At 61.4% G+C, this 25,026-nt stretch carries 22 protein-coding genes; 16 read left to right on the forward strand and 6 right to left on the reverse strand.

The genetic code is table 11. The features are described from left to right. Positions 1–2 precede the first annotated feature (2 nt). Both parC and WIN67_RS02750 read left to right on the forward strand, forming a co-directional pair. The gene (gene parC, locus WIN67_RS02745; RefSeq protein ID WP_102882021.1) at positions 3–2,261 is read left to right on the forward strand and encodes a DNA topoisomerase IV subunit A; all 2,259 of its coding nucleotides are present in this window, start codon (positions 3–5) and stop codon (positions 2,259–2,261) included. A gap of 179 nt (positions 2,262–2,440) precedes the next feature. Beyond that, the gene (locus WIN67_RS02750) at positions 2,441–3,151 is read left to right on the forward strand and encodes a PqiC family protein (protein ID WP_102882020.1); all 711 of its coding nucleotides are present in this window, start codon (positions 2,441–2,443) and stop codon (positions 3,149–3,151) included. 224 nt (positions 3,152–3,375) lie between these two features. On the opposite strand, the gene WIN67_RS02755 is transcribed toward WIN67_RS02750, so the two are convergent. Next, the gene (locus WIN67_RS02755) at positions 3,376–4,902 is read right to left on the reverse strand and encodes an AhpA/YtjB family protein (RefSeq protein ID WP_339070600.1); all 1,527 of its coding nucleotides are present in this window, start codon (positions 4,900–4,902) and stop codon (positions 3,376–3,378) included. Positions 4,903–5,035: 133 nt separating this feature from the next. Here WIN67_RS02755 and serB point away from each other — a divergent pair, with 133 nt between their 5' ends. Continuing rightward, on the forward strand, positions 5,036–6,250 hold the full coding sequence (gene serB / locus WIN67_RS02760; protein ID WP_102862897.1) for a phosphoserine phosphatase SerB: 1,215 nt from the start codon (positions 5,036–5,038) through the stop codon (positions 6,248–6,250). Positions 6,251–6,322: 72 nt separating this feature from the next. Here the strand turns inward: serB and asd are convergent, their stop codons facing one another. The 3 genes from asd to WIN67_RS02775 are packed head-to-tail and all read right to left on the reverse strand — an operon-like array spanning position 6,323 to position 9,599. Next, the gene (gene asd / locus WIN67_RS02765) at positions 6,323–7,183 is read right to left on the reverse strand and encodes an archaetidylserine decarboxylase (protein WP_102862898.1); all 861 of its coding nucleotides are present in this window, start codon (positions 7,181–7,183) and stop codon (positions 6,323–6,325) included. A gap of 18 nt (positions 7,184–7,201) precedes the next feature. Further along, positions 7,202–8,017 carry a thiosulfate sulfurtransferase gene (rhdA, locus tag WIN67_RS02770; protein WP_102882019.1) on the reverse strand — a complete coding sequence of 272 codons (816 nt, stop codon included), beginning with the start codon at positions 8,015–8,017 and terminating at the stop codon, positions 7,202–7,204. A gap of 43 nt (positions 8,018–8,060) precedes the next feature. Then, on the reverse strand, positions 8,061–9,599 hold the full coding sequence (locus tag WIN67_RS02775; RefSeq protein WP_339070601.1) for an HDOD domain-containing protein: 1,539 nt from the start codon (positions 9,597–9,599) through the stop codon (positions 8,061–8,063). A 166-nt stretch (positions 9,600–9,765) separates the two neighbouring features. On the opposite strand from WIN67_RS02775, the gene motA reads away from it, so the two are divergent. Next, on the forward strand, positions 9,766–10,617 hold the full coding sequence (gene motA / locus WIN67_RS02780; protein ID WP_102862901.1) for a flagellar motor stator protein MotA: 852 nt from the start codon (positions 9,766–9,768) through the stop codon (positions 10,615–10,617). A 3-nt stretch (positions 10,618–10,620) separates the two neighbouring features. After that, positions 10,621–11,727 carry a flagellar motor protein MotB gene (gene motB / locus WIN67_RS02785; protein WP_110595439.1) on the forward strand — a complete coding sequence of 369 codons (1,107 nt, stop codon included), beginning with the start codon at positions 10,621–10,623 and terminating at the stop codon, positions 11,725–11,727. 52 nt (positions 11,728–11,779) lie between these two features. On the opposite strand, the gene rsgA is transcribed toward motB, so the two are convergent. Then, positions 11,780–12,811 carry a small ribosomal subunit biogenesis GTPase RsgA gene (gene rsgA / locus WIN67_RS02790; RefSeq protein WP_110595440.1) on the reverse strand — a complete coding sequence of 344 codons (1,032 nt, stop codon included), beginning with the start codon at positions 12,809–12,811 and terminating at the stop codon, positions 11,780–11,782. 107 nt (positions 12,812–12,918) lie between these two features. Here rsgA and orn point away from each other — a divergent pair, with 107 nt between their 5' ends. Together orn and WIN67_RS02800 are read left to right on the forward strand one after the other, a co-directional pair. Beyond that, complete coding sequence (orn, locus tag WIN67_RS02795) at positions 12,919–13,461, forward strand: oligoribonuclease (RefSeq protein WP_011058931.1); 543 nt, start codon at positions 12,919–12,921, stop codon at positions 13,459–13,461. Between the two features lie 116 nt (positions 13,462–13,577). Continuing rightward, positions 13,578–14,192, forward strand: a complete 615-nt coding sequence (locus WIN67_RS02800) for a trimeric intracellular cation channel family protein (RefSeq protein ID WP_169893104.1) — start codon at positions 13,578–13,580, stop codon at positions 14,190–14,192. Here WIN67_RS02800 and queG read toward each other — a convergent pair. Beyond that, on the reverse strand, positions 14,174–15,253 hold the full coding sequence (queG, locus tag WIN67_RS02805; RefSeq protein WP_339070602.1) for a tRNA epoxyqueuosine(34) reductase QueG: 1,080 nt from the start codon (positions 15,251–15,253) through the stop codon (positions 14,174–14,176). The genes WIN67_RS02800 and queG overlap by 19 nt on opposite strands. A 63-nt stretch (positions 15,254–15,316) precedes the next feature. Between queG and WIN67_RS02810 the strand changes: the two genes are divergently transcribed. The 9 genes from WIN67_RS02810 to hflC all read left to right on the forward strand — a co-directional run bounded on the left by WIN67_RS02810 (position 15,317) and on the right by hflC (position 24,755). Then, a complete protein-coding gene (locus WIN67_RS02810; RefSeq protein WP_339070603.1) occupies positions 15,317–16,177 on the forward strand; it encodes an NAD(P)H-hydrate dehydratase in 861 nt (286 codons plus the stop codon). Beyond that, entirely contained in the window at positions 16,165–16,635 is a 471-nt protein-coding gene (gene tsaE / locus WIN67_RS02815) for a tRNA (adenosine(37)-N6)-threonylcarbamoyltransferase complex ATPase subunit type 1 TsaE (RefSeq protein WP_102862906.1), read from the forward strand. The genes WIN67_RS02810 and tsaE overlap by 13 nt, the downstream gene beginning before the upstream one ends. Positions 16,636–16,638: 3 nt before the next feature. Then, positions 16,639–18,066 carry an N-acetylmuramoyl-L-alanine amidase gene (locus WIN67_RS02820; protein WP_205413457.1) on the forward strand — a complete coding sequence of 476 codons (1,428 nt, stop codon included), beginning with the start codon at positions 16,639–16,641 and terminating at the stop codon, positions 18,064–18,066. Continuing rightward, complete coding sequence (mutL, locus tag WIN67_RS02825; RefSeq protein WP_102882012.1) at positions 18,063–19,973, forward strand: DNA mismatch repair endonuclease MutL; 1,911 nt, start codon at positions 18,063–18,065, stop codon at positions 19,971–19,973. The genes WIN67_RS02820 and mutL overlap by 4 nt, the downstream gene beginning before the upstream one ends. After that, positions 19,973–20,944, forward strand: coding sequence for a tRNA (adenosine(37)-N6)-dimethylallyltransferase MiaA (gene miaA, locus WIN67_RS02830; RefSeq protein ID WP_306399019.1), 972 nt, complete (start codon positions 19,973–19,975; stop codon positions 20,942–20,944). Before mutL ends, miaA begins: the two co-directional genes overlap by 1 nt. A 92-nt stretch (positions 20,945–21,036) precedes the next feature. After that, the gene (gene hfq, locus WIN67_RS02835) at positions 21,037–21,297 is read left to right on the forward strand and encodes an RNA chaperone Hfq (protein WP_007921378.1); all 261 of its coding nucleotides are present in this window, start codon (positions 21,037–21,039) and stop codon (positions 21,295–21,297) included. A 12-nt stretch (positions 21,298–21,309) separates the two neighbouring features. After that, complete coding sequence (gene hflX / locus WIN67_RS02840) at positions 21,310–22,611, forward strand: ribosome rescue GTPase HflX (RefSeq protein WP_102862910.1); 1,302 nt, start codon at positions 21,310–21,312, stop codon at positions 22,609–22,611. A gap of 96 nt (positions 22,612–22,707) precedes the next feature. Further along, positions 22,708–23,886 carry an FtsH protease activity modulator HflK gene (gene hflK / locus WIN67_RS02845; protein ID WP_102862911.1) on the forward strand — a complete coding sequence of 393 codons (1,179 nt, stop codon included), beginning with the start codon at positions 22,708–22,710 and terminating at the stop codon, positions 23,884–23,886. After that, a complete protein-coding gene (gene hflC, locus WIN67_RS02850; protein ID WP_102862912.1) occupies positions 23,886–24,755 on the forward strand; it encodes a protease modulator HflC in 870 nt (289 codons plus the stop codon). Before hflK ends, hflC begins: the two co-directional genes overlap by 1 nt. Positions 24,756–25,026: the final 271 nt, after the last annotated feature.

Genomic DNA, 25,026 nt, shown 5'->3' on the forward strand with positions numbered 1-25,026 from the left:
GCATGAGCGACTCCCTTGATCTCAGCCTGGATGGCGTAGAACGCCGGTCACTGGCTGACTTCACCGAAAGTGCCTACCTCAACTACTCCATGTACGTGATCATGGACCGTGCTTTGCCGCATATCGGCGACGGCCTGAAACCGGTACAGCGGCGTATCGTCTACGCCATGAGTGAGCTGGGGCTGGATGCCGATTCCAAGCACAAGAAATCCGCGCGTACCGTGGGTGATGTGCTCGGTAAGTTCCACCCTCACGGGGATTCCGCCTGCTACGAAGCCATGGTGCTGATGGCACAGCCCTTCAGCTATCGCTACACGCTGGTGGACGGCCAGGGCAACTGGGGTGCGCCGGACGATCCCAAGTCCTTCGCGGCCATGCGTTATACCGAGGCGCGTCTTTCGCGCTATTCCGAAGTGCTGCTCAGCGAGCTGGGCCAGGGCACTGCGGACTGGGGGCCGAACTTCGACGGCACCTTGCAGGAACCTCTGGTATTGCCGGCGCGTCTGCCGAATATCCTGCTCAACGGCACCACCGGTATCGCCGTGGGTATGGCCACCGACGTGCCGCCGCACAACCTGCGGGAAGTGGCTTCGGCCTGCGTGCGTCTGCTGGACGAACCCAAGGCCACGGTGGAGCAGCTCTGCGAGCATATCCAGGGGCCGGATTACCCCACCGAAGCGGAAATCATCACCCCGCGCGCCGACCTGCTGAAGATCTATGAAACCGGCCGTGGCTCGGTGCGCATGCGCGCCGTGTATCGGATCGAGGATGGCGACATTATCGTCACCGCGCTGCCGCACCAGGTCTCCGGGGCCAAGGTGCTGGAGCAGATTGCCGCGCAGATGCAGGCCAAGAAACTGCCGATGGTGGCCGACCTGCGGGACGAGTCGGACCACGAGAACCCCTGCCGCATCGTGATCATCCCGCGCTCCAACCGGGTCGATCCCGATGAGTTGATGCAGCATCTGTTCGCCACCACCGAGCTGGAGTCGACCTACCGGGTCAACATCAACATCATCGGTCTGGACGGCAAGCCGCAGTTGAAGAACCTGCGGGCGTTGCTGGTGGAATGGCTGGAGTTCCGGGTTAGCACTGTGCGCCGGCGCCTGCAGTTCCGCCTGGACAAGGTCGAGCGTCGCCTGCACCTGTTGGACGGTTTGCTGATCGCTTACCTCAACCTGGATGAGGTGATTCACATCATCCGTACCGAGGAGCATCCGCGGGCCAAGCTGATCGAGCGTTTTGCCCTCAGCGAAATCCAGGCCGACTATATCCTCGATACCCGCCTGCGGCAGTTGGCGCGTCTGGAAGAGATGAAACTGCGGGCCGAGCAGGATGAATTGCTCAAGGAGCAGGCCAAGCTGCAAGCCCTGCTCAACAGCGAGACCAAGCTGAAGAAGCTGGTGCGCACCGAATTGCTGCAAGACGCGGAAACCTACGGCGACGACCGTCGCTCCCCGATCGTTGCCCGTGCGGAAGCCAAGGCACTGTCGGAAAACGAACTGATGCCCACCGAGCCGGTGACCATCGTTCTGTCGGAAAAAGGCTGGGTTCGCTGCGCCAAGGGGCATGATATTGACGCCACTGGTTTGTCCTACAAGGCCGGTGACGGTTACAAGACTGCTGCTGCGGGGCGTTCCAACCAGTTCGCGGTGTTCATCGACTCCACCGGCCGCAGTTACTCGGTGGCGGCCCACACGCTGCCATCGGCCCGTGGTCAGGGCGAGCCGTTGACCGGTCGTCTGACGCCGCCACCGGGTGCGACGTTCGAGTGCGTACTGTTGCCCGATGACGATGCCTTGTATGTGATCGCTTCCGACGCGGGCTATGGCTTCGTGGTCAAGGGCGAAGATCTGCAGGCCAAGAACAAGGCGGGCAAGGCGCTGTTGAGCCTGCCGAACAACGCCAAGGTCCTGGCGCCGCGGCCGGTGGCCGACCGCGAGCAGAACTGGCTGGCCTCGGTGACCACCGAGGGGCGTCTGCTGGTGTTCAAGATCAGCGACCTGCCGCAGTTGGGCAAAGGCAAGGGCAACAAGATCATCGGCATTCCCGGTGAGCGCGTGGCCAGCCGCGAAGAGTACGTCACCGACATCGCGGTGCTGCCCGATGGCGCGACCCTGGTGTTGCAGGCGGGCAAGCGCACCTTGTCGTTGAAGGCCGATGACCTTGAACACTACAAGGGCGAGCGCGGGCGTCGTGGCAACAAACTGCCTCGCGGTTTCCAGCGGGTCGATGCGTTGTTGGTAGAGCCGCTCAGTTAAGGGCGGGCTAGAGCGTTCGATCTTGGACTTAAGCGCCAGATCAACGCTAGAACACTGGAGTCATGGCGCATATTCACGGATGATATGCGCGTTTCAAACGCTGGCGTGGCCGGGCGTTATTCAATTTTTTTGAGTATTTACACTGTGGCCAGCCTTGTGGCCGCCACTTGGATGGGATGATGACTGCTCTGCGCCTTCCTCTTGTTTTCTTGCTCGCGGGCGTTTTTGGCCTGGCGGGTTGCAGCGTACACCAGCCGGTGTCGCTGTATCAGCTGGACAGCGGAAGTCCAGCTCAGCCGGCCAGTGCCGGCATGTCGGTATTGTTGGGGCCGGTGTTGATCGCTGACTACCTGCAACGGGAAACCCTCCTGCAACGCCAGGACGATGGCAGCCTGCAAGCCTCCACCGATGGTCGTTGGGCCGGTAGCTTGTCTTCGGACATCGACCAGTTGCTGCTGCGCCAGGTGGCCGGCCATCTGGACAGCCAGCGCGTGGTACTGGCGCCGGCCACCAGCGGCTTCACTCCGGATGTTCAGGTACTGCTGTCGATCACTCGCCTGGATTCCGGCAAGTCGCAACCGGCGGTACTGGATGCTCAGTGGCGCCTGATCGATCGTCGTGGTCAGGTGCGGGACAACCGCATTGTTCACCTGCAGGAGCAGCATGCGGGTACCACGGCGTCTCAGGTCCAGGCCCAGGGCGTGTTGTTGCAGCGTCTGGCCGAGCAATTGTCGGTCGCCCTCAAACCCTTGGCCAATCAGCCGGCGGTGGCAGAAGTGCCACGCAAGGCGCCGCCGGCACCAGCGCCCAAGCCTGCCGAGCATGAGAAGCAGCCGAAGATCCCAATGGCCACGCCAATCCGGACAGATATGGAAGTGTTCAGATTCTGAGTTGAGCCGCTGCAAGACAAGGCCCGCCTAATCCGCGGGTCTTTTCGTTACTGGCTGTGGCAGGTGTTCCATATGGCCAGCACCATCCCAGCAGTCTGCGAGCAGGCCGCAGTCATGCCTCGCGCTAAAGCTCCTTCGGGGCTTGTTGCTGGCTGCGTCAGTGGCTACACGAAGGCCACAAAAAAGCCCGCACTTGGCGGGCTGTTTCTTGCACGGTGCCAGCCTCACAGCTTGGCCCGTGTCTCATGCATGCGCGCCAATTGCCGTTCCAGCATTGACGGATAGGGCTCCATCAGCCGTTCGACACAGCAAGCTCCTTCCGGGCTGGCGATAGGGCGGATACGCGCACGCTGACGGATCAGCGCGTCGTCATTGATCTGGCGCTCCACCAGCAGCAGATTGCGGCTGTGCTGGGATAGCGCCAGGGCGTCCTGGGCGGTTTCGGTCAGCAGCAGGTCGATCTGGCTCAGGCCGAACAGTCCTTCGCCCAGCGTCAGGCCCAATTGCAGTTGCAGGGTGATGCCGCTGTCCGCCACTTCGATCTGCAGGGCATGGCCCAGAGCACGCAACAGCTCGCCGCAGCAAATGGCGTTGGTGAGGTAGTCGTCGCCGCTGTCTTCGCTATGGAACAGCATCAGCGTGCTGCCATCGTTCAGGGTGTGCAGTTCGCTCTGGTACAGCGAGGCCGCCTGGTCGAGGCAATCGCGATAGCGCTCCAGCAGTTCCATCAGCCGCGCGCGGGGCAGGCGGCGCAGTTGCTCCTGGGCTCCCAACTGAACTGCGAGTACTGCGCTGTGCTGAGGCTGTGCCGGGACCTGGGGTTGCAGCGCAGGTTTGGGGACGGGAGTCGAGGAGTGATCACGCAGGTCGGCGAACGGATCTTCTTCGTCCAGTTCGTCCTCCTCGGCGCTGACCAGATGCCGTGGCGCAGGCTTCAGACCGGCGAGCGGGGTGCTTTCATCAAAGCTCGGGTCACGCAGGTTACGCACTTCGAATGCGGCTTCGTGTTCCTCGTCATCCTGCTCTTCGAGCTCTGGCTGCGGCTCTGGCTCGGGCTTTTCCGGTACCAGGCGAGCATGCAGTTGGCGCGCCAGATCACCAATTTCGTCCTGGCGCTGGGTCGCCGGGGTGTGTTCATCCAGGTCCCGCAGCCAGACCCGCAGTTGCAGCAGCGGGGTGGAGATGTGGCGACCCAGACGCAGGCTCAGGGCCAGGGCCAGGGCCAGCAGGATGGCGCTGAGAATGCCCATGCTCTGCAGGCTGATGGTCATCGGCTGCTGGAACTGCGCCATGTCCAGGCTGATCCGCAGGTTGCCGGCGGTCACGTCCTGGAAGGTGATCTTGGTCTGGTAGACACCCTCGGTTTCACCCAGCAGGCTGCTCTTGGGGCGTTGCCCGGCTTCGGCGAGGATGCGGTTGTCGACGCTGTAGATCGCCGCATGGGCCACCAGCGGGTTCTTGGTCAGGTTGTTGAGCAGGACGTTGAGGCTGAGGATGTCATTGGACACCAGCAGCTCGGTGGCCGAAGTGGCGGTCTGGGTGGTCAGGCTCTGACCCAGGGCGTCGGCTTGTTCGTGCATGGCTTGCTTGAACTGCAGGCCCATCACGCCGGCATAGATCACCAGGGCCAGGGCGACCAGGATCACGTTATGGCTGGCAATGCGCAATGCAATCGGCACACGGCGGTGGCGCAGTGCACGGAAGATCAGCAGGAAGAAGTTATCGGTTTTAACTGGCGTGGGCCGGTTCACTGAGCTCGGCTCTTTTGTCCGTGAAGTTGACGCGCAGTATAGCGACAGGCCCTAGACCGGCAAAGCGCTGGCTGTGCCCGATGGTCACCGAAAGTGGGTAGAATGCGCTTTTTTTCCACCTCGGGGGTGCGCCTTGCGCGAAATTGTCCTGATAAACATCACCGGCGAAGATCGTCCCGGTCTGACTGCGGCCATTACGGGTGTTCTGGCCCAGGGTGGTGTGAACATTCTCGACATCGGTCAGGCGGTGATCCACGACACCTTGTCGTTCGGCATCCTGGTTGAAATTCCCAGCAACGAGCAGAGTTCGTCGGTGCTCAAGGACATTCTGTTCACCGCCTACAAGCTCGATCAGCAGGTGCGTTTCACACCGGTGTCCGAGGAGGACTACCAGCAGTGGGTCGACGGGCAGGGCAAGCAACGCCACATCGTCACCCTGCTGACGCGCAAGGTCACCGCCGAGCAGTTGCAGCGAGTGAGTTCGATCACCGCCAAGTACGGTCTGAACATCGATCACATCGATCGCCTGTCCGGGCGCATGCCCCTGGATATGCCAGCCGATCAGGGCAAAGGCTGCATCGAGTTTTCGGTGCGTGGCGAAGCCGCCGATCCGCAAGCCCTGCGAGCCGAATTCCTCAGCGTGGCCCAGGAGCTGAACGTCGACATCGCCTTCCAGGAAGATTCGCTGTTTCGCCGCAACCGCCGCCTGGCGGTGTTTGACATGGACTCGACGCTGATCGAAGCCGAGGTCATCGACGAGCTGGCCAAGGCGGCAGGCGTGGGTGAGCGGGTGGCAGAAATCACCGAGCGGGCCATGGCCGGCGAGCTGGATTTTCGTGCCAGCTTCAAGGAGCGCCTGGCGTTGCTCAAGGGGCTGGACGTCAGCGTGCTGGATTCCATCGGCGCGTCCCTGCGTCTGACCGAGGGCGCCGAAACCCTGTTTGCCGAGCTCAAGCGCCTGGGCTACAAGACCGCGATTCTCTCCGGCGGCTTCACCTACTTTGCCAAGCAGTTGCAGGCCAAGCTGGGTATCGATTACGTGTTCGCCAACGAACTGGAGGTGGTGGACGGCAAGGTCACCGGCGTCGCCATCGAGCCGATTGTCGACGCTCAACGCAAGGCCGATCTGCTGCGCGAGCTGGCCCACAAGGAAGGCCTGCGCCTGGAGCAGACCATCGCTGTGGGTGACGGCGCCAACGATTTGCCGATGCTGGGAATTGCCGGCTTGGGCGTGGCGTTCCGTGCCAAACCGCTGGTCAAGCAATCGGCCAAGCAGGCGATCTCGACCCTGGGTCTGGACGGCGTGCTGTATCTGCTGGGTTTCCGCGATCGCGACGGGCAGCTCTGAGTCCCGGGAAAAATCCCCGCCCATAAAAAACGCCGCTGATCAGCGGCGTTTTTTGTGTCCGGCATTCAGGTCTCAAGCCTTGGGCAGACCCATACCCTGGCCCATCCGCACTGGCGAGCCGGCGGCCAGTTCTTCAGCCCACTGCACCTGATCCGGGCCAAACAGCACGATGGCCGTGGAGCCCAGTTTGAAGCGACCCATCTCTGCGCCTTTTTCCAGATGGATGGGCGCGCGGGCTGCTTCGTCGTAGCGCACGGTCTTGAGCTCGCGTTTGGGTGGCGTTACCAGGCCGGCCCAGACGGTTTCAATCGAAGCGACGATCATTGCGCCGACCAGGACCAGCGCCATCGGGCCACGCTCGGTGTCGAAAATGCACACCACGCGTTCGTTGCGGGCGAACAGTTCCGGGACGTTCTCGGCGGTGGTCTGGTTGACCGAGAAGATCCGCCCGGGCACGTAGACCATTTCCCGTAGGGTGCCGGCCAGGGGCATGTGCACTCGGTGATAGTCCTTGGGCGACAGGTAGACGGTGGCGAAGTCGCCGCCCATGAAAGGCGCGGCCAGGGCCGGATCGCCACCCAGCAGTTCCAGCACGCTGTAGCTGTGGCCCTTGGCCTGGAATACCCGGCCGTGTTCGATCGGCCCCAGTTGGCTGATGGCACCGTCGGCGGGGCTGAGGATTGCGCCTGGGGTTGGGTCCAGCGGGCGTGCGCCCTCTTTCAGGGCGCGGGTGAAGAAGGCATTGAAATGTTCGTAGGCCGTCACGTCCTCCACCTGGGCTTCGGACATGTTCACTTGGTACTGCTTGGCGAACCAGCTGGTGAACGCATTCTTGAACCAGCGCACACGGCACTCGGCAATGCAGCCGGCCAGGCGCGACAGCAGGTGATGAGGCAGCAGGTACTGACTGAGGATGAACAAACGCTTTTTCATTGGGTGTCCTTAAAAACCTTAAATCTCTACGGGCGTATCGGGATGATTGCCCCATTCGCCCCAGGAGCCGGCGTAGCCCTTGACCCGTGGGTAGCCCAGCGCCTTGGCCACCAGATAGGTGAAGCCCGAGCGGTGGTGGGTCTGGCAGTGGGTGATCACTTCTTTGTCTTTGCTGATGCCCAGGTCCGCGAGGATCTGCGGCATGTCGCGGCGGATGCGCAGATGGCGCGCCTGGTCCATGCCGGCGGTCCACTCGAAGTTCACCGCGCCGGGAATGTGTCCGCCCTTGGCGGCCAGGACTTTCTCCCCGGAGTATTCCAGCGGGCCGCGAGCGTCCCAGATGGCCAGGTCGGCTGCACCGAGACGGCTTTGCAGGTATTCGCGGGTGGCGGTGGGTTCGTCATGCAGGATCAGGGGCACTGGGCCGCCTGCCGGGGCTGGGGCTTCGGTGGTCACTGGCAGGCTTTGTGCCAGCCAGGCCGTGAGGCCGCCGTCCAGATAGTGGTAGTGACTGTGGCCGATCACGTCCAGCAGCCAAATGAAGCGGCCGGCCCAGCCTCCGCCTTCGTCGTCATAGACCACGTAGACCGCGTCCGGGTTGTGCCCGAGCTCGCCGAAGAGCGCTTCAAGGGCGTTCTGTGGCGGCAGCAGTCCGGGGGCGGGGGGCTGGCCGAGCTGGGTGCGCTTGGGGTCGACGAAGCGCGCCCCGGGAATATGCCCGGTTGCATAGCGGGCAGCGCTGGTCAGGTCGACCAGGATCAGTTCGCGGGCGTCGAGGCGGGCGAGCAAGTCGCTCGGTTCGATGACCAGCGGCAAGCCAGAGAAGTCAGACATGTCAGGTCCCCAGGGCACAAAGGGAAGGATTGTAGCGCAAGCGTCATTGGCTGCGGTTGGTAAAGCTATGCAAGGCTTTTTCGATGCACTGAGCGGTCTTGCCGAATGCCTGGACGCTGATTTCCGAGAACGGAACGCCGCCCTGATCGGCCACGGCCAGCATCAGTACCCGGCCGTTGCACGACAGGGAGCGCATCAGCAGGTGCTCGCCCCGAAACAACTGGCGCAAGGAGGTTGGCAGGTGGGCGGAGAACTGCCCATTGTTGGTCGGCGTCAGGCGCACCTGGGCAGATTTTTCCAGCAGACGTTGCAGGACCGTGCTCTGTTTGGCCTGCAGTGTCAGCCCTGCTGTTTCCTTGGGCAAACCGTAGAGTTGCTGTACCCGCAGGTGGCTCTGGCTGCGGTCAACCATCAGTAACAGCACTCGACGCATGCCGCAGGCCACCAGGGCATCTCGGGCAAAGCTGGTGAGGTGCACGGCATTGGTGAAGGGGCTGGGTTCCAGTAGAAGTTCGCTGCAGAGCTTGCGCCATTTGGCCAACTCCTCGGCTGTCGGAGCCGGTACCGGCTGTTCACCGTTGTGCAGGCGCCGGACATCCCAGGGCCAGATCAGGGCCTGGGCCGGGTGCCAGAGATCGGGTTGGCTGTCATTGCGAGCGCTGGTTGCGGCCTGCTGGTGTAGCTGTTGCTGGACCTGGGCGACCGGCATTTGTAGATACAGGCCGGTGAGGTTTTGCCAGCGTCGGCCATGAGCGTTGTTCCAGGAGTGCTGCGCCGCCAGGGCCAGGCCGTTGGCCAGCAGGACGCAGTTGGCTGGCTGGTTCAGCCAGCGCTGCAGGTCCGGATTGGCATCCAGGCGCTGTTGCTGGCGCAGCGGATGTTCGCTGTCGCGGGCGATCAGCATGACTTTGGCCAATTGACGCTGCTCTTGGGTCAGCAGGCGATAACCCTGCCGCACCCAGATTGGCAGGTGCCAGGCATGGACCAGGGCCTGGCACAATTCCATCAGCCGAACGCCGAACAGTTGCATTTCTACCTGACGAGCCGACTCGTGCTTATAGATGACTCGCAGTTCCCACTCTTCCACGAGCTTGGGGTAGACCAGGGCCATGGCCCACAGTGGCGAGAGAAACAGCAGGCTGCCCCAGTGAATGTCCTGCCACAGTCGCGCCAGGCGGCCGGCGAAAAAACCGTTGGCTTGCTGGGTGGCGTGCTGGCTGATCAGTTGCAACTGACGCAGAGCCTGCGGAATCTGTTCCTCTGGCAGGGTGGGCAGTTGTTCGAGCAGTTCTTCGGTGCGCTTGAGTCCCAGGCGGTTGACCGCGACCTCCAGGTTTTCTGCCGGTTCGCTCATGCTGCCGTGGGAGTGCCGGTTGGCTTCGCGGATCACGCTCAGGGCCAGCGCCGGGCTGTTTTGCATCAGTTCGGCAATGTCCCGCAGCGAACTGCGATTGTTGGCGATGGCTTTGCACACTCGATCATGACTGGCTTGCGGCACGGGCAAGCGCACGCCATTGAGGAGCTTTACCCAGGCGTCGAGAGAGGTGGGCGGGGAATGTGGGACGTTGGTTTCATTAGACATGGTCGGGCGCAATCATCGTCTGCTGTGAACACGCCCAGAGCGGGCCAAACTGGCTTTTCGCCTTAACTGGCTATAGTCTGGCGCAGTTTTGCCGATAAGTAGAAGAAGAGTTTTAAGAACTTCCGAATATGACCTTGAACCCGACTCAGTAAGTACTCTCCTACCTATGGCTAAAATTATCGGCATCATCGTCGTATTCGCGAGCGTGCTCGGCGGATACGTGCTTTCACACGGCAAAATCGCGGCACTGATCCAGCCTTTCGAGGTTTTGATCATTGGTGGTGCTGCCTTTGGCGCATTCCTCCAGGCCAACCCAGGCTATATGACGATGCATGTCATCAAAAAGTCGTTGGGTATGTTCGGTTCGCGCTTTACTCACACCTTCTATCTAGAAGTGCTGGGGCTGATCTACGAGATCCTCAACAAAAGTCGTCGCGAAGGCATGATGGCCATCGAGGGTGACATCGAGGACGCTGCGGCCAGTCCGATTTTCGCCAAGTATCCTGCGGTGCTCAAAGATGAGCGCATGACCGCTTTTGTCTGTGACTACCTGCGCATCATGTCCTCCGGCAACATGGCTCCTCACGAGCTGGAAGGGTTGTTCGACATGGAACTGTTCAGTCTCAAGGAAGACCTTGAGCATCCCTCCCATGCAGTCACCGGGATCGCCGATGGCATGCCCGGTTTCGGTATCGTGGCGGCGGTATTGGGGATCGTGGTGACCATGGCGTCCCTGGGGGATGGCGACCAGGCGTCCATTGGCCTGCACGTAGGTGCAGCCTTGGTCGGGACCTTCTTCGGTATCCTCGCGGCCTATGGTTTCTTTGGTCCGTTGGCCACTTCCCTGGCGCACGATGCGAAGGAAGAGCTGAACGTCTACGAAGCCATCAAGGCGTCCCTGGTCGCTTCGGCTTCCGGCATGCCGCCTTCGCTGGCGGTGGAGTTCGGGCGCAAGGTTCTGTACCCAGCGCACCGTCCTAGCTTCGCCGAGCTGGAACAAGCGGTTCGCGGTCGCTAAGTCATGGAAAATAATCAGCCGATTATCATCAAGCGCGTCAAGCGCTTCGCTGGCGGGCATCACGGGGGCGCTTGGAAAATCGCCTTCGCCGACTTCGCCACGGCGATGATGGCGTTCTTCCTGGTGCTGTGGCTCTTGTCCACCGCAACCCCGGAACAGAAGATCGCCATCGCCGGTTACTTCAAGGACCCGATCGGCTTCTCGGAAAGCGGCACACCCTACATCATTGATCTGGGTGGCTCTCCCGAACTGGCGCCGGATAACACCCTAAACCCCGAGATCAAGTCCCAGCCGCAACCGGACAAGGTCACGGTGGATGCCGATCAGGTGGAGGGCATGGCCGAGCAGGTGGAACGCGAGCGTCTCGAACTGCTGCTACAAGAGTTGCAGAACAAGGTTGAAGAGAATCCCCAACTGCAGAAGTTCAAGGACCAGATCCTCTTCGAAATCACTCCGGACGGCTTGCGGATCCAGATCATGGATGCCGAGAACCGGCCGATGTTCGACTCTGGCAGCGCACGTCTGAAGCCGTATTTCGAAGACATCCTGCTGGCCATGGCCGACACCATCAAGGCGGTGCCGAACAAGATCAGCATCAGCGGTCATACCGATGCCACGCCCTATGCCGGCAGTGGTGAATTCGGCAACTGGGAACTGTCCGCCAACCGTGCCAACGCTGCGCGTCGGGCTCTGGTGGCTGGCGGTTATCCCGATCCGCAAGTGGCGCGGGTGGTGGGCTTTGCCTCCTCTGCGCTGTTCGACCGCAAGAATCCGGTCAACCCGGTCAACCGGCGGATCGATATTGTGGTGCTGACCAAGAAGGCCCAGCGCGCTATCGAAGGCGAGCAGACGGATCCAGACGCTCCTGCGCCCAACCAGGGTACTGGGGCGCCAGGTGAAGTGCCGGGTGCGGCAGCGGACCCGAATGCCTTGCCGCCGGGTAGCGAGCCGTTGCCCGCTCATGAAGTGCGCCAGCGCATGAACATCTTCGAGGATGGCGTACTGAAGATGGATGAGCAGGGATCGGCCGGCCAGGCGCCGGCTCCCAAGCCGGTTGCTCCGGCTTCTGCGCCTGTGGCCCCAGCGGCTGCGCCGGGAACCGTCAGGTGACAAACAACAAGGCCGCGAAGATCGCGGCCTTGTTGTTTCTACGGTGCTCGGCTCAGTAGCCGCTGTCTGGCAGGCTGGCGAGGATCGAGCGGTAGCTGTTCATCCGTTGCTGCTGGATGCGCCCGTCTTCCAAAGCCTTGAGCAATGCACAACCCGGCTCGCGATCGTGCTTGCAGTCGCGGAAGCGGCAGGTACCCAGCAAGTCGTTGAACTCGATGAAGCCAGCTTCTACATCGGCGCGGCTGACATGCCCCAGGCCAAATTCGCGGATGCCGGGGGAGTCGATCAGCTCGCCGCCGCCCGGGAAGTGGAACAGTCGCGCGGTCGTGGTGGTGTGGGTGCCCTGTCCGGAGTATTCCGACAGCGGGCCGACTCGGGTTTCGACTTCCGGCAGCAGGCTATTCACCAAGGATGACTTGCCCACCCCCGATTGCCCCACGAATACGCTGATGCGTCCGTCCAGCAAGCCTTGCAGTTGCTCCATGCCGTCGCCGTGGTGGGCCGAGACTTCCAGCAGCGGATAGCCCAGTTGGCGATAGACCGCCAGCAAGGCGTTGAGTGCCGGAGCGTTCTGCTCGTCGATCAGGTCGGCCTTGTTCAGCAGCAGCAGCGGCCGAATCCCGGCGTGCTCGGCGGCAACCAGGTAGCGGTCGATAAGATTGGCGTGGGGCTCGGGCATGGGGGCAAACACGATCACGATCATGTCGACGTTGGCGGCCACCGGCTTGAGCTGGCCACGGCTGTCCGGTCGGCACAGCTCGGTGCTGCGCGGCAATTGCGCGACGATCACCCCGATGCCCTGATTGCCGGCGCGCCAGACCACCTGATCACCAGTCACCAGCGCTGGCAGGTTGGCTCGCAGGTAGCAGCGGAACACCTGGCCGGCCAGCTCACCTTCCCGGGCTTCGACCTCGACCTGCACGCCGAAGTGAGCAATGACCAGGCCGGTCTGTTCCGGGCCGAGGTCGCCACCCTCCAGCGCCTCTACGGCGGAGGACTCGCGTTTGGCGGCGCGGGCAGCGCGCTCACCCTGAATCTTTTCGATGCGCCAGTTTTGGCGACGATTGAGCTGGCGTTTGGCCATTGGTGTTCCGTGTTGATAATTACGGCGGATAGGTAAAACGGCGGCGAGTTTAGCACGCCGGGCAGGCCCTCTAGGCTAAACTGCGCAACTACGCCGAGGAGCCCCCCATGCAAAACCCACAGAACCTGATTTGGATCGATCTGGAAATGACCGGTCTGAACCCCGACACCGACGTCATCATCGAGATGGCGACCATTGTCACTGACAGCAATCTGAACACCTTGGCTGAAGGGCCGGTCATCGCTATCCACCAGAGCGACGAGATCCTTGCCGGCATGGACGAGTGGAACACTCGCCAGCACGGTGGTTCCGGCCTGACCCAGCGGGTTCGCGAAAGCCGCATCAGCATGGCCGAAGCCGAAGCCCAGACCATTGCCTTTCTGGAGCAGTGGGTACCCAAGGGCAAGTCGCCCATCTGTGGCAACAGCATCTGCCAGGATCGGCGCTTCCTCTATCGTCACATGAAGGCTCTGGAAAGCTACTTCCATTACCGCAACCTGGACGTTTCGACCCTCAAGGAGCTGGCCGCCCGCTGGGCTCCTGACGTGCGCGACAGCTTCAAGAAAGGCAGCACCCATCTGGCCCTGGACGACATCCGCGAGTCCATCGCCGAGCTGCAGCACTACCGCAAGCACTTCATCAAATTCTGACCTGCAGGAGCCGGCTTGCCGGCGAACGGGCGCATGCTGCAAGCGGCGCCCGTACCCGCCCTCTTTTGGTGCTCGCCTCAACTGAGTAGACTGCGCGCCTTCCTGTAAGGACCGCCATCATGCTGTTGATGCTTTATCTGATCGCCATTACCGCCGAAGCCATGACCGGCGCCTTGTCTGCAGGCCGGCGTGGCATGGACTGGTTTGGCGTGGTGCTGATCGCCTGTGTCACTGCGCTCGGCGGTGGTTCGGTGCGTGATGTGCTGTTGGGGCATTACCCGCTGACCTGGGTCAAGCACCCGGAATACCTGGTACTGACCTCGGTGGCGGCGTTGGTGACGATCTTTATCGCGCCCCTGATGCGTCACCTGCGTTCGCTGTTTCTGGTGCTCGACGCCGTGGGCCTGGTGGCCTTTACCCTGATCGGCTGCATGACCGCCCTGGAAATGGGCCACGGCATGCTGGTGGCGTCGGTCAGCGGGGTGATCACCGGGGTCTTTGGCGGCATCCTCCGGGATATCTTCTGCAACGACATTCCCCTGATCTTCCGCCGTGAACTGTACGCCAGCGTGTCCTTCGCCGCGGCCTGGTGCTACATGCTGTGCATCTATTTGCAGCTGCCCAGCGAGCAGTCGATCCTGGTCACGCTGTTCGGTGGCTTTCTATTGCGCCTGCTGGCGATCCGTTTTCACTGGGAAATGCCCAAGTTCGTCTACAACGACGAGCATTGACGGTTGGCGTGCTGCGCCAGGGCCCATTGCACGTGTTCGCGGACCAGTTCCGAGGGATAGTCCTGGCGGGCCTTGAGCGCTTCCAGCACCGGAATGCTTGAGGGCGCGTTGCCCAGGCCCACCGCCAGGTTGCGCAGCCAGCGCTCATAGCCGGCACGGCGCAGGGGCGAACCTTCGGTGCTGCTGAGGAACTTGTCCTCGTCCCACATGAACAGTTCTGCCAGTTCGGCATTGTCCAGGTTGTGCCGGGGGTTGAAGTCGCCTTCTCCCGAGGGGCGGGCGAAGCGGTTCCAGGGGCAGACGATCTGGCAGTCATCGCAGCCGAATACCCGATTGCCGATCAGTGGGCGCAGGTCTTCGGGAATGGCGTTTTTCAGCTCGATGGTCAGGTAGGAAATGCAGCGCCGGGCATCCAGTACATAGGGGCCGACGAAGGCATTGGTCGGGCAGATGTCCAGGCAGGCGGTGCAGCGTCCGCAATGTTCAGTGGCGTGGGGCTCGTCCACGGGCAGCGGCAGGTCGACGAACAGCTCGCTGAGGAAGAAGTAGCTGCCGGCCTTGCGGTTGAGCACCAGGGTGTTCTTGCCGATCCAGCCGAGCCCGGCCTGCTCGGCGATGGCTTTTTCAAGCACCGGTGCGCTGTCGACGAACGCGCGGTAGCCAAAGGGGCCGATGGCTTGCTGGATGCGTTCGGCCAACTGCTGCACACGTTTGCGGATGAGCTTGTGATAGTCGCGGCCCAAGGCGTAGCGCGAGACATAAGCCTTGGACGGTTCGGCCAGGCGCTGGGCCATCTGGGTGTCGCCGGGCAGGTAGTCCATGCGCAGCGATACCACTCGCAGCGTGCCGGGCACCAACTGATCGGGATGGGAGCGTTTGCTGCCATGGGCGCCCATGTATTCCATTTCGCCGTGGTAGCCGGCGGCGAGCCAGCGTTCCAGATGCTGCTCATGCTCGGCCAGGTCCAGGCCGCTGATACCGACTTGTTGAAAGCCCAGTTCGCGGCCCCAGTCCTTGATCGATTGGGCGAGAGCGGGGAGATCCTGGGTAATAGCGGGCATGAGGCGAGAGAAACCGGAGCTGAGGTGCGTATAATTCTGCCAGACATCGGAGCCCGAAGACGCATGCCGCAGACAAAACACCCTTTACTCGACGTTCAGTTGCTGACTGACGCTCATTTGCCGCGATTGGAGGCTCGTCCTCTGGACGCTCATAAGGGGCAATTCGGTCATTTGTTGCTGATCGGTGGCGACCGCGGCTTTGCTGGCGCCGCGTTATTGAGTGCGGAAAGTGCCTTGCGCAGTGGTGCGGGGCTGGTGTCCCTGGCAACTCGCAATGAGCACGTAGCGGCGGCCGCTGCGCGGCTGCCGGAAGTCATGACCCAGGGCACTCATTCGGCCAACCAACTGATGGGGCTGTTGGCGCGGGCCACGGTATTGGTGGTCGGTCCCGGACTGGGGCAGGGCGCCTGGGGGCGCAGCCTGTTGTCGGCAGCGGCCAACGCGCCTTTGCCTCAGGTATGGGATGCCGATGCCTTGAATCTCCTGGCCTTGGGCGGTCTACAACTGCCGGCGGCCAGCGTGATCACCCCCCATCCCGGGGAGGCGGCTCGTCTGCTGGGGATCTCCATCGCCGAGGTTCAGGGTGATCGTCCGGCGGCGGCCCGAGCCTTGAGCGCAAAATACTCGGCGGTTGCCGTGCTCAAGGGTGCTGGCAGCCTGATCGCCAGCCCCGAGGGGCAAGTGGCCCGCTGTGATGCTGGGCATCCGGCGATGGCCACGGCGGGGCAGGGGGACGTGCTCGCAGGATTGATCGGTGCGTTGCTGGCGCAGGGACTGTCGACATTCGATGCGGCTTGCCTGGCGGTCTGGTTACACGCCCGCGCTGGCGAGCAGCAAGGCAAATTGGGCCGAGGGCTGGCGGCCAGTGATCTGATTCCAGCCATTCGTCAGTTGTTGGAGGAGCAATCACCGTGTCTGAGTTAACCCTTTATCTGGCCGACGAGCAGGCCATGGTGGAATTTGGTGCACGCATTGCTCGCGTCACTCAGGGTGTGGGGGTGATTTTTCTTGAGGGCGATCTGGGGGCGGGCAAAACCACCCTGTCCCGGGGGATCATCCGTGGCCTGGGGCATGACGGGGCGGTAAAAAGTCCGACCTTCACCCTGGTGGAGCCCTACGAGATAGGTCCGGTGCGGGCTTTTCACTTCGACTTGTATCGTCTTGTGGACCCGGAGGAGCTGGAGTTTCTGGGGATTCGCGACTACTTCGAAGGCGATGCACTGTGTCTGTTGGAGTGGCCCCAGCGTGGTGCAGGCTTTTTGCCAAAGCCCGACCTGACCATTACCATTACCCCGCATAACAATGGGCGTTCTGTGCATCTGTTGTCTCAAGGCTCGCGAGGCGAGTCCTGGTGTGCCGCTTTGGCGTTGGAATTCAAATAATTGATGGGGTTAGGTATGCGCATTCGCGCGTTGGTTGCTGTCGTAGGACTGTTGCTTACGGCATTGGCCGTCGATGCTGTGGCCGCTACACAGGTTCGCAGCGTCCGCCTGTGGCGGGCACCGGATAACACGCGACTGGTCTTCGACCTGTCCGGTCCGGTTCAGCACAGCGTCTTTACCCTGACGGCCCCGGATCGTCTGGTGATCGATATCAATGGCGCGACCCTCGGCGGTCCGCTGAATGTCGCCACGGCCAATACGCCGATCACCGCCATGCGCTCGGCGCAGCGTACCCCCAGTGACCTGCGAGTGGTTATCGACCTGAAAAAGGCCGTCACCCCCAAGAGTTTTACCCTGGCGCCCAACGCCCAGTATGGCAATCGCCTGGTAGTGGACCTGTTCGACAACCCGGCTGATGCCGCGCCGCCTGCTGCTCCGCCTCCTGCTGTGGCCACCGTTCCCGCCGTGCCAGTCACGCCTGCGGAGCCCGCGATCAAGCTGCCGCCGGCCCCGGCGGGCAAGCGCGACATCATCGTGGTGATCGACGCCGGTCACGGCGGTGAAGACCCGGGTGCCTCCGGCTCCCGTGGCCAGCATGAGAAAGACGTGGTGCTGGCCATCGCCCGTGAACTGCAGCGCCAGATTAATGGCATCAAGGGGTTCCGCGCCGAGCTGACCCGTACTGGCGACTACTTCATTCCGTTGCGCGGTCGTACCGAGATCGCTCGGAAGAAGGGCGCTGACCTGTTCGTTTCGATCCACGCCGATGCCGCGCCTTCGACCGCAGCCTTTGGCGCCTCGGTATTCGCCCTGTCCGAGCGCGGCGCCACATCGGAAACTGCCCGCTGGCTGGCGGACAGTGAAAACCGCTCCGACCTGATCGGTGGTGCCGGCAACGTCAGCCTGGATGACAAGGACCGGATGCTGGCCGGGGTGCTGCTGGATCTGTCGATGACCGCATCCCTGACCTCCAGCCTCAATGTAGGGCAGAAAGTCCTGAACAACATCGGCCGGGTCACACCGCTGCACAAGCAGCGTGTGGAACAGGCTGGGTTCATGGTGCTCAAGTCCCCGGATATTCCATCGATCCTGGTGGAGACCGGCTTTATCTCCAACTCCAATGAAGCCTCGAAGCTGGCTACTGTCAGCCATCAGCAGGCCTTGGCTCGCTCCATCAGCAGCGGCGTGCGGCAGTTCTTCCAGCAGAACCCGCCACCGGGCACCTATATCGCCTGGCTGCGAGATTCCGGGAAAATTGCCCAGGGGCCTCGCGATCACCGGGTCAACCCGGGGGAAACCCTGGCGATGATCGCGGTGCGCTACCAGGTATCGGCGCCCGCCTTACGCAGTGCCAACAATCTGAAAAGCGATGAATTGAAAGTGGGGCAGGTCCTGACCATCCCCGGCACTGAATTGGCGGCCAAGGAATGAGTGACTCGGTAATCAGCGGCGCGCGCATCGAGCTGCTCAGTCCGCGCCTGGCTAACCAGATTGCCGCGGGTGAGGTGGTTGAGCGCCCGGCTTCGGTGATCAAGGAGCTGCTGGAAAACAGCCTGGACTCTGGCGCCAAGCGCATTGATGTGGATGTCGAGCAGGCTGGAGTCAAGCTGCTGCGGGTCCGTGATGATGGCAGTGGCATTTCCTCCGACGATCTGCCTCTGGCGCTGGCGCGGCACGCCACCAGCAAGATCCGCGACCTGGAAGACCTCGAGCGGGTGATGAGCCTGGGGTTTCGCGGTGAAGCCCTGGCCTCCATCAGTTCCGTGGCGCGCTTGACCCTGACGTCCCGTACCCGTGATGCCGATCAGGCCTGGCAGGTCGAAACCGAAGGCCGCGACATGGCGCCGCGAGTGCAGCCGGCGGCCCACCCGGTAGGCACCTCGGTGGAAGTGCGTGACTTGTTCTTCAATACTCCAGCCCGACGCAAGTTTCTCAAGGCGGAGAAAACCGAGTTCGATCACCTGCAGGAGGTGATCAAGCGTTTGGCTCTGGCGCGTTTCGACGTGGCCTTCCATTTGCGCCACAACGGCAAGAGCATCCTCAGCCTGCATGAAGCCAAGGATGATGCAGCTCGCGCCCGTCGCGTGGCGGCGGTCTGTGGCTCGGGCTTTTTGGAGCAGGCGCTGCCCATTGAGGTCGAGCGCAACGGTCTCCATCTTTGGGGCTGGGTGGGCTTGCCAACCTTCTCCCGCAGCCAGGCGGACTTGCAGTATTTCTACGTCAACGGTCGTGCGGTACGGGACAAGCTGGTGGCCCACGCGGTGCGTCAGGCCTATCGCGATGTGCTGTTCAACGGCCGGCATCCGACTTTTGTGCTGTTTTTCGAGGTCGATCCCTCGGTGGTCGACGTCAATGTGCACCCGACCAAGCATGAAGTGCGCTTCCGTGATGGACGCATGGTGCATGACTTCCTTTATGGCACCTTGCACAGGGCTTTGGGCGATGTGCGCCCCGAGGACCAGTTGGCAGCGCCGGCGGCGGTAGCAGGTATTGTGCGGCCAAGCGGTATCGAAGCCGGTGAGTTCGGACCCCAGGGTGAAATGCGTCTGGCTGCGAACCTGGCCCTGGAGCAGCCGCAGTCCCAGCCGAGCTTCAATGCGCCGGGCTCTGGTGCTGGTAGTGGCTATCAGTATCAGTACACACCACGGCCCCAGCCAGTGCTGCCGGCTGCGGAGTCCCAGGGAGTCTATCGCGAGTTCTTTGCGCCCTTGCCTGGGGCTGCGGCCACAGCCCTGCCGGAGGGGCAGGAGGATATTCCGCCGTTGGGCTATGCCCTGGCACAGCTCAAGGGCATCTATATCCTTGCGGAAAACGCTCTGGGCCTGGTGCTGGTGGATATGCACGCTGCTCATGAGCGGATCATGTACGAGCGTTTGAAGGTGGCCATGGCCAGCGAAGGCTTGAGTGGCCAGCCGTTGCTGGTGCCGGAATCGATTGCCGTCAGCCAGCGTGAAGCCGATTGCGCGGAAGAGCATGTCGCCTGGTTCCAGCGTCTGGGCTTCGAGTTGCAGCGCCTGGGACCTGAGTCTCTGGCGATCCGGCAGATTCCGGCGCTGTTGAAGCAGGCTGAAGCCAATCGCCTGGTGCATGATGTGCTTGCTGATTTGATGGAATACGGCACCAGCGACCGAATTCAGGCTCATCTCAATGAACTGCTCGGCACCATGGCCTGCCACGGCGCGATTCGCGCCAACCGGCGCCTGGCCCTGGCGGAAATGAATGGCCTGTTGCGGGATATGGAAAACACCGAGCGCAGCGGCCAGTGCAACCACGGTCGACCGACCTGGACCCAATTGGGTCTGGACGATCTGGACAAACTCTTTTTGCGCGGCCGTTGATGACTCAGCTTCCTCCAGCGATTTTCCTGATGGGCCCGACCGCTGCGGGCAAGACCGATCTGGCCATCGAGCTGACCAAGGTGCTGCCTTGCGAGTTGATCAGTGTCGATTCGGCGCTGGTGTATCGCGGCATGGATATCGGCACCGCCAAACCCTCCAAGGAGTTGTTGGCGCAGTTTCCCCATCGCCTGATCGATATTCTCGACCCCGCCGAAAGCTACTCGGCGGCAGATTTTCGCACCGATGCCCTGGCGGCCATGGCCGATATCACCGCCCGGGGTAAAATCCCGCTGCTGGTGGGCGGCACCATGCTGTATTACAAGGCGCTGCTTGAAGGCCTGGCGGATATGCCGCCAGCAGACCCGCAGGTCCGCGCCGAACTCGAAGACGAGGCTCAACGCCTTGGTTGGCAGGCGCTGCATGATCAACTGGCGGTTGTGGACCCCGAGTCTGCGGCGAGGATCCATCCCAATGATCCTCAACGCCTGACCCGAGCGCTGGAAGTCTATCGGGTCAGCGGTCTGACAATGACCGCTCATCGTCAGCGTCAATTGGCGCAAAGTGCTGAGGCAGGCGCATCGGGACGCGGTCAATTGCCCTATACTGTCGCCAATCTGGCCATCGCTCCGGCGAATCGTCAGGTGCTGCACCAGCGTATTGCACAAAGATTCACACAAATGTTGGAACAGGGATTCATTGACGAGGTCGTAGCTCTGCGCTCAAGAAGTGACCTGCATGCCGGGTTGCCGTCTATACGTGCAGTGGGTTACCGCCAAGTCTGGGATCATCTGGATGGCAAGCTGACGTCAGCCGAAATGCAGGAGCGGGGCATCATTGCCACGCGCCAATTGGCGAAACGGCAGTTCACCTGGTTACGCAGTTGGGCTGACCTGCAATGGTTGGACAGCCTGGATTGCGACAATCTGCCACGCGCCTTGAAATACCTAGGGACGATCTCCATATTGAGCTGAGTCCTTGCAATTGCCGTCTATCCTTGGGGGTGTGACGGTTTGAGCTATCTGTTTTCCGATTTTTATTATTGATCCTTAAAGGAGTGCGGCACATGTCAAAAGGGCATTCGCTACAAGACCCTTACTTGAATACATTGCGTAAAGAGAAAGTTGGGGTTTCCATCTATCTGGTTAACGGGATCAAACTGCAAGGCACGATCGAGTCCTTCGACCAGTTCGTTATCCTGCTGAAAAACACCGTCAGCCAAATGGTTTACAAACACGCTATCTCTACAGTGGTTCCAGTTCGCCCAATTCGTCTGCCTAGCGCATCCGAATCCGAACAGGGTGACGCTGAGCCAGGTAACGCCTGATAGGAGTCTCCTTTGTTCTTTGAGCGCCACGGTGGTGGTGAACGGGCCATTCTCGTTCACTTGGATGGTCAGGACCCTGAGGCGCGCGAAGATCCGCAGGAGTTTCAGGAGCTGGCATTATCGGCCGGCGCCGAGACCGTCGCGTTTGTTAGCGTGCCGCGTCATCGGCCAACCGCCAAATACCTGGTTGGCAGCGGCAAGGTCGAGGAATTGCGCGATCTGGTCAAAGCCGAACAGGTAGACCTGGTGATTTTCAATCACATCCTCACGCCCAGTCAGGAACGTAACCTCGAACGTGTATTCGAGTGTCGCGTGATTGATCGCACGGGTCTGATTCTCGATATCTTCGCTCAGCGCGCACGCACTCATGAGGGCAAGCTCCAGGTAGAACTGGCACAGCTTGAGCACATGAGCACGCGATTGGTTCGTGGCTGGACTCACCTTGAACGGCAGAAAGGCGGTATTGGTCTGCGTGGTCCTGGTGAGACTCAGTTGGAAACCGACCGGCGCCTGCTGCGAGTGCGTCTGCGGCAGATCAAGGCGCGTCTGGAAAAGGTTCGCAGCCAGCGCGAGCAGGCTCGTCGAGGCCGTAAGCGTGCCGACATTCCTTCAGTTTCGCTGGTGGGCTACACCAACGCTGGCAAGTCCACGTTGTTCAATGCTGTCACCGCGTCCGATGTATTCGCCGCCGACCAGCTGTTCGCTACCCTCGATCCGACTTTGCGCCGCTTGGAGCTGGATGATCTGGGGCCGATTGTGCTGGCTGATACCGTCGGTTTCATTCGCCACCTGCCGCACAAGCTGGTGGAGGCGTTTCGGGCTACCCTCGAAGAGTCCAGCAACTCCGACTTGCTGCTTCATGTGATCGATGCTCACGAGCCCGAGCGCATGGCCCAGATCGAGCAGGTGATGGTGGTTCTGGGTGAGATCGGGGCTCAAGACTTGCCGATCCTGGAGGTCTATAACAAACTCGATTTGCTCGAGGGTGTGGAGCCGCAGATTCAGCGCGATCCCGATGGCAAGCCGCAGCGTGTCTGGTTGTCGGCCCGTGATGGCCAGGGACTTGATCTGCTCAAGCAGGCCATTGCGGAGCTGCTGGGTGAAGATTTGTTCGTAGGCACCTTGCGCTTGCCTCAGCGTTTTGCTCGACTGCGAGCACAGTTTTTCCAGTTGAACGCTGTGCAGAAAGAAGATCACGACGACGAAGGGGTCAGTTTGCTGGCCGTTCGCCTGCCGCGGGCCGAGTTGAATCGGCTGGTCAGTCGCGAAGGTCTGCAACCGTCGGAATTCATCGAGCAACACACTTTGCAATAAAAGCCTGGGCATGCGGTTGTGCCGCTGTAGCAGGCATTCTGTAGCATTGGTCGGCGCGCCGTGGGTGCGTCTTTGCTTTATCAGATGGAGAGCGCTATGGCTTGGAATGAGCCGGGTGGCAACTCGAATAATCAGGACCCTTGGGGTGGTAAACGCCGCAATAATGGCGATCGCAAGGGGCCACCAGATCTCGACGAGGCCTTCCGTAAGCTGCAGGAAAGCCTGAATGGGTTGTTCGGTGGTGGTAAGAAACGTGGTGATGACGGCGGTAGCTCCGGCAAGGGCGGTGGCTTCGGCTTGCTGGGTATTGGTCTTGTCGTGCTGGCGGCCGTGTGGCTGTACAGCGCGGTTTATGTAGTCGATGAGCAGGAGCAGGCCGTGGTGCTGCGCTTCGGCAAATACTACGAAACCGTCGGCCCGGGTCTGAACATCTACTTCCCGCCGATCGATCGCAAGTACATGGAAAACGTCACGCGTGAGCGTGCCTACACCAAGCAGGGGCAGATGCTCACCGAGGACGAGAACATCGTCGAAGTGCCGCTGACCGTGCAGTACAAGATCAGCAATCTGCAGGACTTCGTGTTGAACGTTGATCAGCCGGAAATCAGTCTGCAGCATGCAACCGACAGCGCCCTGCGCCATGTGGTGGGTTCTACCGCCATGGATCAGGTGTTGACTGAAGGTCGTGAATTGATGGCCAGTGAAATCAAGGAGCGGTTGCAACGCTTCCTCGACAACTACCGCACCGGTATCACCGTGACTCAGGTGAACGTACAGAGCGCAGCTGCACCGCGTGAAGTGCAGGAAGCCTTCGATGACGTGATCCGAGCTCGTGAAGACGAACAGCGTTCGCGCAACCAGGCTGAAACCTACGCCAACGGTGTTGTGCCGGAGGCTCGTGGTCAGGCTCAGCGCATCCTCGAAGATGCCAATGGTTATCGCGACGAAGTGGTATCGCGGGCCAAGGGTGAGGCTGATCGCTTTACCAAGCTGGTTGCCGAGTACCGCAAGGCTCCTGAAGTGACTCGTCAGCGTCTGTACCTGGACACCATGCAGGAAGTCTTCAGCAATACCAGCAAAGTTCTGGTAACCGGCAGCAAAGGCGGGCAGAACAACCTGCTCTACCTGCCGCTGGACAAGATGATCGACAGTGGTCGTAGCGGCGGTGTTCCGGCAACGGGATCAGCGTCTGCGACCAGCAATGAAGCGAATGCGCGCGCCGCTGCGGAGCACATGCAGCAACAGCAGCAGACGCGTTCTAGGGAGAGTCGCTGATGAGCAATAAATCGCTGATCGCCCTGATTGTGGGCGTTGTCGTGGCGGTGGTTGCCTGGAACAGCTTCTACATCGTCGCTCAGACCGAGCGCGCGGTGTTGCTGCAGTTCGGTCGCGTGGTCCAGGCTGATGTCCAGCCTGGCCTGCATGTGAAAGTGCCCTATGTGAACCAGGTTCGTAAGTTTGATGCGCGCCTGATGACCCTGGATGCACCGACACAGCGCTTCCTGACCCTGGAAAAGAAAGCCGTCATGGTGGATGCCTACGCCAAGTGGCGAGTGAAGGATGCCGAGCGCTTCTACACCGCGACTTCCGGTCTCAAGCAAATTGCCGACGAGCGTCTTTCCCGTCGTCTGGAATCGGGCCTGCGTGACCAGTTTGGTAAGCGCACCCTGCATGAAGTGGTTTCCGGTGAGCGTGATGCGCTGATGGCGGATATCACGGCTTCGCTGAACAGGATGGCGGAAAAGGAGCTGGGTATCGAAGTGGTCGATGTCCGGGTCAAGGCCATCGATCTGCCGAAGGAAGTGAACCGCAGCGTGTTCGAGCGCATGAGCACCGAGCGTGAGCGTGAGGCTCGCGAGCACCGTGCCAAGGGTAACGAGTTGGCCGAAGGTATTCGTGCTGACGCTGATCGTCAGCGTCGCGTGCTGCTGGCTGAAGCCTATCGCGAGTCTGAAGAGGCGCGCGGTGATGGTGATGCTCAGGCGGCGGCGATCTACGCCAAGGCCTACGGCCAGGACCAGGAGTTCTACGCGTTCTACCGTAGCCTGCGTGCCTACCGTGAAAGCTTTGCAAACAAATCCGACGTCATGGTTCTGGACCCAAGCAGCGACTTCTTCCACTACCTGGAAAAGTCCAAGCCTTGATCAGGCCCTGATCCTTGGGCACCCCGCCGGGCGGCTAAAATGCCTCGCGGGGTGATCCTTTGGGAAAACGGGTGTATGATGCGGCAGCCGGGAAATTCCCGGCTTTTTTGCGTCTGCATCTTTGATTGGCCGTGGCTCGTTCAAGAGCTCGGCAAGATTTTTCGAGGAAAATAGTCTGTACAGCTGATTCCTGGCTGCCTGTCCGGCTGAGCTCGCGTCGGATGCGACTGTTTTCTGCTTCACTCTAAGGCTGGCCCCAGGCTTGCCGCCC

Origin of the sequence: Pseudomonas idahonensis, assembly GCF_037903935.1 — a bacterium.
GTDB classification, from domain to species: Bacteria; Pseudomonadota; Gammaproteobacteria; order Pseudomonadales; family Pseudomonadaceae; genus Aquipseudomonas; species Aquipseudomonas danubii.

Excerpts from the sequence above, each read along its gene's own strand:
- WIN67_RS02775 (WP_339070601.1), bottom strand. The coding sequence starts at position 9,599 with ATGTCTAATGAAACCAACGTCCCACATTCCCCGCCCACCTCTCTCGAC.
- mutL (WP_102882012.1), top strand. The coding sequence starts at position 18,063 with ATGAGTGACTCGGTAATCAGCGGCGCGCGCATCGAGCTGCTCAGTCCG.
- motB (WP_110595439.1), top strand. The coding sequence starts at position 10,621 with ATGGAAAATAATCAGCCGATTATCATCAAGCGCGTCAAGCGCTTCGCT.
- WIN67_RS02750 (WP_102882020.1), top strand. The coding sequence starts at position 2,441 with ATGACTGCTCTGCGCCTTCCTCTTGTTTTCTTGCTCGCGGGCGTTTTT.
- queG (WP_339070602.1), bottom strand. The coding sequence starts at position 15,253 with ATGCCCGCTATTACCCAGGATCTCCCCGCTCTCGCCCAATCGATCAAG.
- WIN67_RS02810 (WP_339070603.1), top strand. The coding sequence starts at position 15,317 with ATGCCGCAGACAAAACACCCTTTACTCGACGTTCAGTTGCTGACTGAC.
- parC (WP_102882021.1), top strand. The coding sequence starts at position 3 with ATGAGCGACTCCCTTGATCTCAGCCTGGATGGCGTAGAACGCCGGTCA.
- hflK (WP_102862911.1), top strand. The coding sequence starts at position 22,708 with ATGGCTTGGAATGAGCCGGGTGGCAACTCGAATAATCAGGACCCTTGG.
- orn (WP_011058931.1), top strand. The coding sequence starts at position 12,919 with ATGCAAAACCCACAGAACCTGATTTGGATCGATCTGGAAATGACCGGT.
- hfq (WP_007921378.1), top strand. The coding sequence starts at position 21,037 with ATGTCAAAAGGGCATTCGCTACAAGACCCTTACTTGAATACATTGCGT.
- asd (WP_102862898.1), bottom strand. The coding sequence starts at position 7,183 with ATGAAAAAGCGTTTGTTCATCCTCAGTCAGTACCTGCTGCCTCATCAC.
- motA (WP_102862901.1), top strand. The coding sequence starts at position 9,766 with ATGGCTAAAATTATCGGCATCATCGTCGTATTCGCGAGCGTGCTCGGC.
- rsgA (WP_110595440.1), bottom strand. The coding sequence starts at position 12,811 with ATGGCCAAACGCCAGCTCAATCGTCGCCAAAACTGGCGCATCGAAAAG.
- rhdA (WP_102882019.1), bottom strand. The coding sequence starts at position 8,017 with ATGTCTGACTTCTCTGGCTTGCCGCTGGTCATCGAACCGAGCGACTTG.
- miaA (WP_306399019.1), top strand. The coding sequence starts at position 19,973 with ATGACTCAGCTTCCTCCAGCGATTTTCCTGATGGGCCCGACCGCTGCG.
- WIN67_RS02820 (WP_205413457.1), top strand. The coding sequence starts at position 16,639 with ATGGGGTTAGGTATGCGCATTCGCGCGTTGGTTGCTGTCGTAGGACTG.
- hflC (WP_102862912.1), top strand. The coding sequence starts at position 23,886 with ATGAGCAATAAATCGCTGATCGCCCTGATTGTGGGCGTTGTCGTGGCG.